We start from the raw sequence: 14,136 nt of genomic DNA on the forward strand, positions 1-14,136 counted from the left end.
TTATAATGAAAAAGTTTGTTATGTCATATAGTTGTGGTAAAGATAGTACACTTTCTCTTTATAGAATGATAAAGAGAGGAAATACACCATTAGCGTTATTAGTAACTGTTGATAAAAAAGTATGTAGAAGTTGGTTTCATGGAATACCAGAGCATTTATTAAATGAAGTTTCAGCTTCATTAGAAATAGAATTAGATATGATAAAGTGTCAGGGAGAAGAATACAAGGCTGCATTTGAAAAAACTTTAAGGAAGTGGAAGGAAAAAGGTGCAGATGCTTGTGTATTTGGAGATATAGATTTAGAAGCGCATAGAACTTGGTGTACTGAAAGATGTGAAGCTGTAGGGATGGAAGCTATATTTCCATTATGGCTTGAAGATAGAGAAGCCTTAACTTATGAGTTTATAGATAGTGGATTTAAAACTGTTATTAAGAATGTAAGGCTAAAGGATATGGGACCAGAGTTTTTAGGTGAAGTTTTAACAAAAGAAGTTGTTGAAAGAATAAAGGCAACTGGTTCAGATGCTTGTGGAGAAAATGGAGAATATCATACTTTCGTATTTGATGGACCATTATTTAAGAATAAAATTCAATTTGAAACAGGGGAGAATATTCTTACAGAAACTCATGGATTTTTAGATATTAGATAGGGTGATAGTATGGAAGCTAAAAGATTAATGTTTTTAGGAACAGCATCTTCTGTAGGTAAGAGTACATTAGCAGCAGCTTTTTGTAGATATTATAAAAGAAAAGGATATAATGTTGCTCCTTTTAAGGCTTTAAATATTTCTTTAAATTCTTTTGTTACTAAAGAGGGAGATGAAATAGGAAGGGCGCAGGTTGTTCAGGCAGAAGCTTGTGAAATAGAGCCTAAGGAATATATGAATCCAATTTTAATGAAGCCAAGTGCAAACAATAAAACACAAGTTATTGTTAGAGGCAAAGTTTACTGTACAATGGATGCCTATAAGTATAAGGACTTAAATAAGTATTTAAAAGGTGTTGCAAAGGAAGCCTTTGATGATATATCTAAGGATTATGATTTTATAGTTTTAGAGGGGTCTGGAAGCTGCGCAGAAATAAATTTAAGAGAAACTGATATAGCAAATATAGAAATGGCTAAAGTTTCTAATTCGCCTGTAATATTGGTTGCGGATATTGATAGAGGCGGGGTATTTGCTTCAATAGTTGGAACCATAATGCTTTTACCTCCAGAAGAGAGAGCTTTAATTAAAGGTGTAATAATTAATAAGTTTAGAGGAAAAAAAGAATTCTTTAAACCTGCAATGAAACAAATTGAAGAACTTATAAATATTCCTGTATTAGGAGTAATGCCTTATTTTGAATTGAATATTGAGGATGAAGATGGTGTTACAGAGAAAATATCTAATAAAAAAGGAAAAGGTATTGATGTGGTGGTTATAAGATTACCTCATATGTCTAACTTTACTGATTTTAATGTTTTAAGGGCAATGAATGGTATTAACATAAGATATATAAATTCTCCAAAAGAGATTGAAAATGCTAAAATGATTATAATTCCCGGAAGTAAAAATACAATTGAAGATTTAAATTTTATAAAAGAAACTGGATTCCATGAAATTATCCTAGAAAAAGCTAAAAGTGATACTATAATATTTGGAATATGTGGTGGATATCAGATATTAGGAAAAGAGATTAAAGATCCTCTAGGGGTAGAGGGAAATCCTAAAGAGGTAAAAGGATTAGGATTATTAGATTTAGTTACTACTTTTAATGAGAAGAAGAAGACTAGACAGGTTAAAGCAAAGAATAATGAAGGATTAGTTGTTAGTGGTTATGAAATCCATAATGGAGTAAGTGAGTGTTTAGACAATAAGTCTATATGGATAGAGGGAGACGATGGGGAAGTTTTAGGTATGAAGAGTGGAAATGTATATGGAACATATCTTCATGGAATATTTGAAGAAGAGGACTTTGCCTATACCTTTATAAATAAATATGTTAGCCAACTTGAATGCAATGAAAAAGTTAGTTATAAAGAATACAAGATGAATGAGTATGATAAATTGTGTGATATTTTGGAAGAGAATATAGATATGGACCTTGTTAATTCTATAATTAATGATGAATAGTTTATTTGGGAGCTGCTTAGGCAGTTTCTTTTTTCTTTATTAAGTCATTTAGAATATTTCTGCATATTATATTTTGAGGAATTTCTATAAAAAAGGATGAAAGAGATGAGTACAAAGAAAAAGTTTGAAGAAGTATCTATAGAATGTATTTTAAATATTAGTTATGACATTTGGGATAGAAGTATGGAAGAATATAAGAAAACTATGAATGAGTGCAATAATGTAACCTATAAAGATGCAATGAAGTATAGATACTATCATTCTAAGCTAACTGGAGATATTGCTTTAAAGTTATATAGGAAGTATATTATTAATAAAGACCATAGGGATGAAAGAATATTATACTTATCAGCTCTTACTCATGATATAAAGAAAATAGATAAAAAACATAGTCAAGCAGGTGCTGATTGGATAAGAAATAATATAGGTGACTTTTTTGAAATATCAGATGATGACATAGAAAAAGTAGCCTTATTAGTAAGGTATCATAAATCATCAGTAAAAAAGATAGAACACATACAAGATAAAAACATATTAGATTTAATCTTAATTCTTCAAGTTGCAGATTCTCTTAGTAAATTTAGAGAAAAATCTGTTTATAAAGAGATAGACCATGATAAATTAAAGAAGAAACTAATAGAAGTTATTGAAAACTTCAACAAATAGGAAGAGAGGTAGGTATTATGGAAAAAGGATTGCTAATTAAAGTATTGGGTAAAGCTGACTCAATTAGGCTTGAGGATCAAATTTATAACCTTAGTGATATTACCAATAAAGTTAGATATGGCTTAATGGGAAATATGAGTATATTCGATGATAACTTTATAGCTAAGACAGTGAAGGAGTTAGAAGGAATAAATGAGGAGATTAAAGAGATAAAAATAAATGTTGAAGATCCTAATAAGATTGGATATACAAATAGCAGAGAATACTTAAAAAAGTATTTGGAGAGTATATCCTATAATATTATAGAGCTTACAAAAAATCTAAATCCTTTTAATGAAAAATTAGTAATTATGCATAATAATCTACTTTGTGATTGTGTACTAAAATATTAATAAAGAGGGTATTAGCGTTTTAAATTCGTTAATACTCTTTTTTGAATGTCTGGAGTAACAGATACTAGCATATCATATATGATTTCTGATATCCTAAAATAAATGAGCAATTATGGGGGGATTGAGAGTGGAGAATGAGAATTTAAATAATAGAGAAGAGATGAGAGAGGTTTATCTAAAGGGAAGAAGAGAAGTATTAAAAAATAAGTCCTTTACTTTAATATCAAATAATTGCAACGGATGTTTTATACTTCATGATTTAGGAGTTAAATTTAATACTCCAACTGTAAATCTTTATTTTGGTATGGAGGATTTTATTAAGTTTTTAGAAAGGTTAGATTATTATCTTGCATTAGAGTTAGAGGAAGCAGAATGGACCAAGTATCCAATAGGAAAATTAGGAGATATAAAGATAAATTTTATGCACTATGAGAATTTCAAGTTAGCAAAAGAAAAGTGGGATGAAAGAAAAAAGAGAATTGATAAAAATAATTTATACATATTAGCGACAGAAAAAGATGGGTGTACATATGAACTTATAAAAAGATTTGATAAATTACCCTATAAGAATAAGGTGATGTTAACACATAAGTTATATGATGAAATTAAATCTACATATTATATAAAAGGTTTTGAAAGTAGACATTCTCTTGGATTCATTTTTGAATATAAGGGAGAAAATGCATATTTAAAGTATTACGATGATTTTGATTATGTGGAGTGGTTTAATAATGGAGTATATTGATTTATCCTATGAAATAGAAAACAATATGGCGGTATATCCGGGAGATGAAGAGGTATCTATTGAATTTACTAAAAAATATGATAATGATGGGTATACATATTCTGTTTTAAAATCTGGTATGCATGTAGGAACCCATATAGATTCTCCAATGCATCTAACAGATAGTAGTAAATATATAAGTGAATATCCCTTAGAGAATTTTATAGGAGAAGGGGTTATTATAGATGTTAGAGGAAAAGAATTAATAACATTAGAAAAAGAGTATGAAGATTTATTAAATGAAAAGGAAATTGTAATCCTATTTACTGGATATGAGAAATATTATGGAACTAATGATTATTATGAGAATCATCCTATTATAAGTGAAGAATTAGTGGATTTATTTATAGAAAAGAAAATAAGGATGGTGGGATTTGATATGCCATCTCCAGATAAATATCCATTTAATATCCATAAAAAATTACTTAATAATAGAATCTTTATTCTTGAAAACTTATGTAATTTAGAAAGGTTAGTTGGGGGAGAGGATTTTAAAGTAATTGCATTCCCATTGAAGATAAAGGGGGAGGGAAGTATGGTAAGGGCGGTAGCTATAAAATAACAATAATAAGTAAAATATATACTATTATTTACATTGACATTTATTACTTTTGGTGTTATTCTTAACGAAAAGAAAAACCTTTAATTTGGTCCAGCGAGATCAATAAGGAAGTATTATAATTGCCAAGATTAATTAGGATTATTATGCCTTCCTTATCATTAAGGAAGGCTTTTTATTATACAAATAAACCTTTAATTTTAACTCAGAGAAGTTAAGAAGGAGTGATAGACATGATAAACAAACACTTAATTGACCCTATGGATTTATCCCTAGAGGAATTAGACGAAATTTTTGAATTAGCACATCAAATTATCCAAGATCCTAAGAAATTCTCAAAGGTTTGCGATGGGAAAATCTTAGCAACTCTATTTTATGAGCCTAGTACAAGAACAAGATTTAGTTTTGAAGCAGCTATGATGAGGCTAGGTGGTAAAATCTTAGGTTTTTCAGAACCAAATTCTACTTCAGCATCTAAAGGAGAAACTCTTGCAGATACAATAAAGATGGTATCAATATATACAGACATAATTGCTATGAGACATCCAAAGGAAGGAGCAGCAAGAGTTGCAAGCAAATTCTCAAGTGTTCCAGTTATAAATGCAGGTGATGGAGGGCATCAACATCCAACTCAAACTCTTACAGACCTTTTAACAATTGAATTCTTAAAACATGGCTTAAAAGGGCATACAGTAGGTATATGTGGAGATTTAAAGTATGGAAGAACAGTTCATTCATTAATAAAGGCTATGTCTAGATATGAAGGAACAAAGTTCATATTAATCTCACCAAAGGAACTTAAGATTCCTGATTACATAAGAGATGAATTTATAAAGAAGAAAAATATTGAGTTTAAAGAAGTAGAGAGATTAGATGATGTAATAGGTGAACTTGATATACTTTATATGACAAGAATTCAAAGAGAAAGGTTTTTCAATGAAGAAGAGTATTTAAGGCTTAAGGATAGTTATATTCTAGATGTTGAAAAAATGAAGTCTGCAAAAAAAGATATGATAGTAATGCATCCATTACCAAGAGTTAATGAAATAGCTATGGAAGTAGACGAAGATGAAAGAGCTGCATACTTTAAACAAGCTGAGTATGGAATGTATGTAAGAATGGCACTTATGTGCAAGCTTTTGGGGGTGGCGTAGATGTTGGAAATAACAAGCATTAAAAATGGATTGGTTATAGATCATATTGAAGCTGGAATGGGAGTTAAAATATTTAACTACCTACATTTAGATAAGACAGATTACAGAGTAGCTTTAATCATAAATGCAGAAAGCAAAAACTTAGGAGAAAAAGATATAATAAAAATAGAAAAGGATAATTGTGAAGATATAGATTATACAGTACTAGGACTTTTATCACCAAGTATTACAATAAATGAAGTTAAGAATGAAAGAATTGTAAGAAAGGTAAGGCCTGAACTTCCAGAGAAGGTTGAAAATATTTTAATCTGTAATAATCCAAGATGCATAACTGTTGATGAAAAATATGTGACACATTCTTTCATATTAATGGATAGAGAAAAAGGTACATATAGATGTGAATATTGTGATCATATAACTAAGTTATCAGAAGTTTAATGTATAGGAAGAGAGGTGTTATAGATGAATATTTTAATAAAGAATGCTAAGATTATTGATTGTGTACAAAATTTTATTGGAGATGTTTTAGTTGAAGGTGGCAGAATAAAAGAAGTAGCAAAATCAATCAATAAAGAAGGTGTAGAAGTAGTTGATGCAAAAGGATTAACTTTAATGCCTACTTTTATTGATACTCATGCACATTTTAGGGAGCCAGGTTTAACTTGGAAAGAAGATATAGAAACAGGTTCAAAAGCAGCAGTTAAGGGTGGTTTTACAGGAGTCTGCTTGATGGCAAATACAAAACCTATATGCTCTTCAAAGGAGGTTCTTGAAGAGGTAAGAAGAAGGGGAAAAGAAGTTGGACTTGCTGATTTACATCAATGTTTATCTATAACAAAGAATTTTGATGGAAAAACTCTAGAACACTTAGATGAGTTAAAGAATGATAAGGAAATAAAAGCAATCTCTGATGATGGAGTAGGAGTAGGAAACGGGAAAGTAATGCATGATGCTTTATTAAAAGCTAAGGAATATGGTTGGGTCGTTATGTCTCATGCAGAAACATCTGAATTTTCTAGTATGGATATGAGAGTTGCTGAAAATATGATGACTTGGAGAGATGTAGAGTTATGTAAGCTGACAGGTGGAAGACTTCATATGTGTCATGTTTCTACTAAGGAAGCTATGGAATATATAATAAATGCAAAACTTTTAGGTGCTAATGTAACTTGTGAAGTTACACCCCATCATATAGCTTTAACTAGAGATGTTAATGATTATAGAGTAAATCCTCCTATAAGAGAAAAAGAGGATGTAGCTTATTTAATAAATGCAATAAAGACTGGTATGGTTGACTGCATAGGAACAGATCATGCACCTCATACAGAAGAAGAGAAGAAGAAGGGTTCACCAGGAATGGTAGGATTAGAAACAGCATTTTCTATATGCTACACTACTTTAGTAAAAGAAAATGGGTTATCACTAAATAAACTTAGTGAAATAATGTCTAAGAATCCGTCGGAAATATTAGGAATGAATAAAGGGACACTAGGAATTGGAAGAGATGGAGATTTAGTACTTGTAGATTTAGATAAGAAAGTTAAAATAGATAGTGGGTCATTTGTATCAAAGGGGCATAATACTCCATTTAATGGGATGGAATATTATGGAGAAGTTCAGATGACAATTAAGGGCGGAAAAATAGTTTATAAAAAATAGGAGGATACTATTATGAATATTATGGACAAAATTTATAAAAGAGTTGAAGAAAGAGGAGTTGTCTGTTTAGGATTAGATACAGCATTAGATTATATTCCAGAGTTCTTAAAAGAAGGTATGAATAATGAGGATGCTATAGTTGAATTTAATAAGAGAATTATAGATGAAACTTTAGATGTTGTTGCTTGTTATAAAGTTCAAATAGCTTATTATGAAGCTTTAGGATTATCAGGAATGAGAGCATATAGAAGAACTTTAGAGTACTTAAGAGAAAAGGATGCAATAATAATTTCTGACATTAAGAGAGGGGATATAGCTGCAACTGCAAAGATGTATGCTAAAGGACACTTTGAAGGAGATTTCGAAGCTGATTTTGTTACGTTAAGTCCATACATGGGATTAGATAGTATTGAACCATATATGCCATATATTGAAACAGGAAAGAAAGGGATATTCTGTTTAGTAAGGACTTCAAACCCAGGAGCTGCAGATATTGAATTCTTAGATACTGCATCAGGAGACAAGGTTTATCATGTAGTTGGAGATAAGTTAATGAAAATGGGAAAAGAACTTGAAGCTGAATGTGGATATCACCCACTAGGAGGAGTAATAGGTTGTACTCATGTAGAAGAAGGAAAAGAGTTAAGAAAGAGATTTAACTCAATGTTCTTCTTAATACCAGGATATGGTGCTCAAGGTGGTAAAGCAGAAGATGTTGCTATGTATTTAAACAATGGAAATGGTGGAGTTGTAAATTCATCAAGGGGAATACTTTTAGCTTATAAGAAGGATAACAGACCAGAAACTGATTTTGCATTAAGTGCTAGAGAAGAAGCTATAAGAATGAGAGATGAAATAAGAGCAGCAGTTAATAATTTATAAAATATAAATTAGGGGGAGAAGAAATGAGCATGACTTATAAGAAAGCCAAGGTTCTTTCAAATGAAAAGATAGTTGATGGAATTTATAAGATGGTTTGTGAAGATAAGAATGAGATAAAGCCAGGACAATTTTATATGTTAAAATTAGATGGACAAACACTTTTACCAAGACCTATTAGTATTTGTGAGAAAAATGGAGATGAAATTACATTTCTTTATGCAATAGTAGGTAAGGGGACAGAAGAGTTTTCTAAATTAAGATCTGGTGAAGAGATAAGTCTTACAGGACCTTTAGGAAATGGCTTTAACTTAGATGAAGGGTTAGGAAAAGTGGCAATAGTAGCAGGTGGAATAGGAACTGCTCCTATGGTTGAAGTTTCAAAGAAGTTAAGAGAAAAGAATCCTAAGGGAATTATAGATATATATGCAGGGTTTAGAGACGAAGTTTATTTAATAGAGAATCTTTCAAAGTATGGTAATAAGGTTGAGGTTTCTACTAATACAGGGAAACATGGACATAAGGGATTTGTAACTGAGATTTTAAAGGTTGAAGATTATGATACAGTGTTATGCTGCGGTCCAGAAGTTATGATGAAGGCTGTAGTTAATATGTGTAAAGAAAAAGGGGTTAAAGTATATGTTTCTATGGAAAAGCATATGGCTTGTGGTGTAGGGGCATGTTTAGTTTGTACATGTAAGACAAAAGATGGGCACAAGAGAACTTGTAAAGATGGTCCAGTATTTGATGGATATTATGTAGAGCTATAAGGGGGATGAAGTATGTTAAAGGTTAATATAAATGGAGTAGAATTTAAAAATCCTGTTATAGCAGCTTCAGGAACCTTTGGTTTTGGTGCAGAATATAACAACTTTTACAATGTAGGGATTTTAGGAGGAGTATCATCTAAAGGTCTTACAATAAATCCTAAGGAGGGTAACACTGGAATAAGAGTTTATGAAACTCCATCAGGAATGATGAATTCAGTAGGGTTACAAAATCCTGGAATAGAAGGGTTTATAAATAAGGAACTTCCAGAGATGGAGAAGCTAGGTACTAATATTATTGCTAATGTTGGTGGAGGATGCTTTGAAGACTATGCAGAGGCTATAGAGAAGTTAAACAACACATCAGTTCAAATGATAGAACTTAACATTTCATGTCCAAATGTTAAATGTGGAGGAATGGCTTATGGAATTAAAGCTGATGTAGCTCATGATTTTGTAAAAGAAATAAAGAAGCTATGTAAAAAGCCTCTTATGGTTAAATTATCACCAAATGCAGAAAATATAGTTGAAATGGCATTAAAATGTGAAGAAGCAGGGGCAGATTCTTTAAGTTTAATAAATACATTAAAGGGACTTGCCGTTGATATATATAAAAGAAAGCCAGTCTTTGATAATGTTTATGCAGGGGTTTCAGGACCAGCTGTTAAGCCAGTAGCATTAAGAATGGTACATGAAGTATCAAAGGCAGTAAGCATACCAGTAATAGGCTTAGGTGGAATTGCAACAGGTAAGGATGCTATTGAGTTTATGATGGCTGGTGCTAGTGCAGTACAAATAGGTACAGTTAACTTTATGAATCCAATGGCAGGTAAAGAAATAATTGAAGAGATAGAAGGATTCTGTAGAGAACAAGGAATAAAAGATATTAATGAGATTGTGGGAATATTGTAGGGAAATAAAAGTAGTATGGTTTAAATTACTACAAGATTTTTACTTAGATAATTCACTTAAAATATTAATTTGAAATTTGGAGGATCAATATGCAAGCTTATAAAAAAGAGTTTATTGAATTTATGATAGAATGTGGAGTTTTAACTTTTGGTGATTTTGTAACTAAGAGTGGAAGAAAGACACCTTTCTTTGTTAATACAGGAAACTATAAGACAGGAAGCCAACTTAAGAGACTTGGTGAATATTATGCAAAGGCTATAAAAGAAAACTTTGGAGATGATTATAACATAGTATTTGGACCTGCGTATAAGGGAATTCCACTAAGTGTAACAGTTACTATGGCATTAAGTGATTTATATGGAATAGATGTAAGTTATTGTTCAAACAGAAAAGAAGTTAAGGATCATGGAGATACTGGAATTCTTTTAGGAAGTAAGTTAAATGACGGAGATAAAGTTTTAATAGTTGAAGATGTTACTACATCAGGTAAATCAATTTATGAGACAATGCCAATACTAAAAGAACAAGCTGATGTAAATGCAGTTGGACTTATGATTTCTGTAAATAGAATGGAAAAAGGACAAGGAGAAAAATCTGCATTAGTTGAATTACAAGAAAAGTATGGATTTAAGGCTTGTGCTATAGTTACTATGGAAGAAGTTATTGAATACCTATATAATAGAGAAGTAAACGGAAAAGTAATTATTAATGATGAGATAAAAGCTAGAATAGATGCTTATTATGAGCAATATGGAGCTAAATAAGAAGTAAAACTCAAAAGGATTATATTGACATTTTATGCTGAATAAGTATATCATATATATAAAGTCATATGACTGACGGAAGTGGAGTATACCACATGAAGTATGACTAAGATAATATGCCGACCGTCTGGGCAATAAGCTCAGATTGTCGGCTTTTTTTATTCTTTAGGAAATTATAGCTTCAATTAAATTGTGGATAACTTCAACAATTTAACAATACATTAGTTCATTTCTTCCTAAAGAATAAAAAATAAAATATATGCCCCTGCAAGATTTTCCTCAGGCAAGCTTCGGAAATGCAGATGGGCGAAAAAATAAATACTTTACTAAGGCAAAATGAGCTTATATATGTTTTAGGAGGTTTAATATGTTTAAAGAATGGGATGGATTTAAAACAGGTACATGGCAACAAGGAATAGACGTAAGAAATTTTATTCAAAAGAATTATAAGTTTTATGAAGGTGATGAGAGTTTTTTAGTGGGAGTAACTGAAAAGACTAAGAAAGTATGGAATGAATGTGAAGAGCTTATAATTAAAGAAATGAAAGAGGGAATAATTGATGTTGCAACTGATAGAGTATCAGGAATAGACAATTATGAACCAGGATACATAGACAAGACTAATGAAGTTATAGTAGGACTTCAGACAGATGCTCCTTTAAGGAGAATTGTAAATCCTTTTGGTGGAATAAGAATGGTGCATCAAAGTCTTAAGGAATATGGATATGAACTTAATCCAGAAATAGATAAACATTTTTCACTATATAGAAAAACACATAATGAGGGAGTATTTGATTGTTATACAGATGAAATAAGAGCTGCAAGACATGCAGGACTTTTAACAGGATTACCAGATGCTTATGGACGAGGAAGAATAATAGGCGATTATAGAAGAATTGCGCTTTATGGTATTGATTATTTAATTGAAGAAAAGAAAAAAGATTTAAAAGAGCTTCAGGGAGATATGCTTGATGAACTTGTAAGAAAGAGAGAAGAAGTTTCAGAACAAATAAGAGCTTTAAATAAAATTAAAAGTATGGCATCAAAATACGGATGTGATATATCTAAGCCTGCATCTAATGCTAAAGAAGCAGTACAAGCCGTATATTTTGGATATTTAGCAGGAATTAAAGAAAATAATGGAGCTGCTACATCTCTTGGTAGAACATCAACATTTTTAGATATATTTATAGAAAGAGATTTAGAGAGAGGGCTATTAACAGAAAAAGAAGCTCAAGAGTTAATTGATCAATTTATTATAAAACTAAGGTTGGTTAGACACTTAAGAACTCCTGAGTATAACGAATTATTTGCTGGAGACCCTACATGGGTTACAGAATCAATTGGAGGTATTAGTGTTAATGGTAAAGCATTAGTTACTAAAAATTCTTTTAGATATCTTAATACCTTAATTAATTTAGGACCAGCACCAGAACCAAATTTAACTGTTTTATGGTCTCAAAACCTACCAGAAAATTTTAAAAAGTATTGTGCTAAAATTTCAATTGCCACAGATGCTATTCAATATGAGAATGATGATGTAATGAGACCAGTATATGGAGATGATTATGCCATAGCTTGTTGTGTTTCAGCAATGAAGGTTGGTAAACAAATGCAGTTTTTTGGAGCTAGGTGTAATGTGGCAAAATCATTATTATATGCTATAAATGGTGGTATAGATGAGATAAAAGGAACGAAAGTAGTTCCAGGCATAGAAAAAATAGAAGATGAAATATTAGATTTTGATAAGGTTAAGAAAAACTACTATAAAGTATTAGAGTATGTAGCAAAGCTTTATGTAGATACAATGAATATAATTCATAATATGCATGATAAATATGCCTATGAATCAGGACAAATGGCTCTTCATGATACAGATGTAGAGAGATTAATGGCTTTTGGTATTGCAGGCCTTTCTGTTGCCATAGACTCTCTTTCTGCAATAAAGTATGCAAAGGTTAGACCAATAAGAAATGAAGAGGGAATAGCAATTGATTTCGTAACTGTTGGAGACTTTCCTATGTATGGGAATGACGATGATAGAGCAGATGATTTAGGTGTTGAACTAGTAAATAAGTTTATATCAGAGCTTAAGAAACATCCTTTATATAGAGGGGCAATTCATACATTATCTGCCTTAACTATAACATCAAATGTAATGTATGGTAAGAAGACAGGTACAACTCCTGATGGAAGAAAGAGGGGAGAGCCTTTAGCACCAGGAGCAAATCCAATGCATGGTAGAGATAAAAATGGTGCTTTGGCATCCTTAAACTCAGTGGCTAAAATACCATATAGAGGGGTATGCCAAGATGGTGTGTCAAATACATTTTCTATTGTACCTGATGCATTAGGAAAAGAGGAATATACAAGGGAGAATAATTTAGTGTCTATATTAGATGGGTATTTTATTCAAGGGGCTCATCACTTAAACGTTAATGTATTAAATAGAGCAATGCTTGAGGATGCTATGGAAAATCCAGATAAATATCCAACACTTACAATAAGAGTGTCAGGCTATGCTGTAAACTTTAATAGGTTAACTAGAGAACAACAACTTGAAGTAATAAGTAGAACTTTTCATGAAAGTTTATAATTAATATTTTGCTCTCATACCTATTTGTAGTGTAATATATAGGTATGGGATTTTTATAATACGGAGGATAAAATGATAAAAGGAAGAATTCATTCAATAGAATCAATGGGACTAGTAGATGGTCCAGGAATAAGAGTAGTTGTATTTTTTCAAGGGTGTTCCCTAAGATGTAAGTTTTGCCATAACCCAGATACTTGGAATTGTAATGGTGGAGATGAGTATACTCCTGAAGAATTAGTAAAGAAGATAGAAAGATTTAAACCTTACTTTAAGCAAAGTGGAGGAGGAGTAACCATTTCAGGTGGTGATCCATTAAGACAGCCAGAATTCCTTATAGAAGTACTTAAGCTATGTAAAGAAAAAGGAATACATACTTGTGTTGATACAGCAGGTTATGGTTTAGGGGAATATGATGAAATACTTAAGTATACTGATTTAGTATTATATGATGTTAAACATTTTACTAGGGAAGGCTATAAGAAGGTTACTGCTTTAGAAATAGATGAATCACTTAATTTCTTAGAAGCTATGCAAAGAAATAACACAAAGATGTGGATAAGACATGTTGTTGTTCCTGGATTAACAGATGGAGAGGAACATATAAAGGCATTAGGTGAATATATTAAAAATATTAAGAATGTAGAAAAGGTGGAGTTATTACCTTATCACTTACTTGGAGTAAATAAATATGAGAATTTAGGCATGAAGTATAGACTAGAAGGTACTCCTGCAATGGACAAAGACATATGTAATAAGTATAAAGAATTACTTAATGAAGTAATTGGATAAAGAAAAAGGGGCTGTCGCACTAAATAATTAGTGCGTAGCTCTTTTTTTGTAAAAAAAATAAATCCCAAACTCTACGAGTTTAGGATTTATGATAAAATATT

15 protein-coding genes and 1 riboswitch are annotated in these 14,136 nt (G+C 31.1%); all 15 genes read left to right on the forward strand.

Going from position 1 to position 14,136, the window contains the following annotated elements; all coding sequences use genetic code 11:
• Positions 1-2: 2 nt before the first annotated feature.
• The 15 genes from KIB46_RS10020 to pflA all read left to right on the forward strand — a co-directional run bounded on the left by KIB46_RS10020 (position 3) and on the right by pflA (position 14,035).
• On the forward strand, positions 3-650 hold the full coding sequence (locus KIB46_RS10020) for a diphthine--ammonia ligase (protein WP_156560935.1): 648 nt from the start codon (positions 3-5) through the stop codon (positions 648-650).
• Positions 651-659: 9 nt separating this feature from the next.
• Positions 660-2,114: a cobyric acid synthase gene (locus KIB46_RS10025; protein ID WP_291671630.1), complete on the forward strand. Its 1,455-nt coding sequence runs from the start codon at positions 660-662 to the stop codon at positions 2,112-2,114.
• Positions 2,115-2,219: 105 nt separating this feature from the next.
• Entirely contained in the window at positions 2,220-2,780 is a 561-nt protein-coding gene (locus KIB46_RS10030) for an HD domain-containing protein (protein ID WP_291671632.1), read from the forward strand.
• 17 nt (positions 2,781-2,797) lie between these two features.
• Positions 2,798-3,172, forward strand: coding sequence for a hypothetical protein (locus KIB46_RS10035; RefSeq protein ID WP_291671634.1), 375 nt, complete (start codon positions 2,798-2,800; stop codon positions 3,170-3,172).
• 127 nt (positions 3,173-3,299) lie between these two features.
• Positions 3,300-3,917, forward strand: a complete 618-nt coding sequence (locus KIB46_RS10040) for a DUF1919 domain-containing protein (protein WP_291671636.1) — start codon at positions 3,300-3,302, stop codon at positions 3,915-3,917.
• The gene (locus KIB46_RS10045; protein WP_291671638.1) at positions 3,904-4,518 is read left to right on the forward strand and encodes a cyclase family protein; all 615 of its coding nucleotides are present in this window, start codon (positions 3,904-3,906) and stop codon (positions 4,516-4,518) included. Before KIB46_RS10040 ends, KIB46_RS10045 begins: the two co-directional genes overlap by 14 nt.
• Before the next feature lie 230 nt (positions 4,519-4,748).
• Positions 4,749-5,669 (forward strand): aspartate carbamoyltransferase, encoded by a 921-nt coding sequence (pyrB, locus tag KIB46_RS10050; protein WP_156560939.1) that lies wholly within the window; start codon positions 4,749-4,751, stop codon positions 5,667-5,669.
• Positions 5,670-6,107 carry an aspartate carbamoyltransferase regulatory subunit gene (locus tag KIB46_RS10055; protein WP_156560940.1) on the forward strand — a complete coding sequence of 146 codons (438 nt, stop codon included), beginning with the start codon at positions 5,670-5,672 and terminating at the stop codon, positions 6,105-6,107.
• A 24-nt stretch (positions 6,108-6,131) separates the two neighbouring features.
• Complete coding sequence (locus KIB46_RS10060; protein WP_156560941.1) at positions 6,132-7,328, forward strand: dihydroorotase; 1,197 nt, start codon at positions 6,132-6,134, stop codon at positions 7,326-7,328.
• A 12-nt stretch (positions 7,329-7,340) separates the two neighbouring features.
• Positions 7,341-8,210: an orotidine-5'-phosphate decarboxylase gene (pyrF, locus tag KIB46_RS10065; protein WP_156560942.1), complete on the forward strand. Its 870-nt coding sequence runs from the start codon at positions 7,341-7,343 to the stop codon at positions 8,208-8,210.
• Positions 8,211-8,233: 23 nt separating this feature from the next.
• Positions 8,234-8,977, forward strand: a complete 744-nt coding sequence (locus tag KIB46_RS10070) for a dihydroorotate dehydrogenase electron transfer subunit (protein WP_156560943.1) — start codon at positions 8,234-8,236, stop codon at positions 8,975-8,977.
• 12 nt (positions 8,978-8,989) lie between these two features.
• Entirely contained in the window at positions 8,990-9,886 is an 897-nt protein-coding gene (locus KIB46_RS10075) for a dihydroorotate dehydrogenase (RefSeq protein ID WP_156560944.1), read from the forward strand.
• 89 nt (positions 9,887-9,975) lie between these two features.
• Entirely contained in the window at positions 9,976-10,650 is a 675-nt protein-coding gene (gene pyrE, locus KIB46_RS10080) for an orotate phosphoribosyltransferase (protein WP_049179396.1), read from the forward strand.
• Positions 10,651-10,708: 58 nt separating this feature from the next.
• Positions 10,709-10,790, forward strand: a riboswitch (ZMP/ZTP riboswitch).
• 227 nt (positions 10,791-11,017) lie between these two features.
• Complete coding sequence (gene pflB / locus KIB46_RS10085; protein WP_291671644.1) at positions 11,018-13,246, forward strand: formate C-acetyltransferase; 2,229 nt, start codon at positions 11,018-11,020, stop codon at positions 13,244-13,246.
• A gap of 72 nt (positions 13,247-13,318) precedes the next feature.
• A complete protein-coding gene (pflA, locus tag KIB46_RS10090) occupies positions 13,319-14,035 on the forward strand; it encodes a pyruvate formate-lyase-activating protein (RefSeq protein ID WP_291671646.1) in 717 nt (238 codons plus the stop codon).
• The last annotated feature ends 101 nt before the right edge of the window (positions 14,036-14,136 follow it).

This window comes from Clostridium sp., assembly GCF_018372875.1.
In the GTDB taxonomy this organism is placed as follows: Bacteria; Bacillota; Clostridia; order Clostridiales; family Clostridiaceae; genus Clostridium.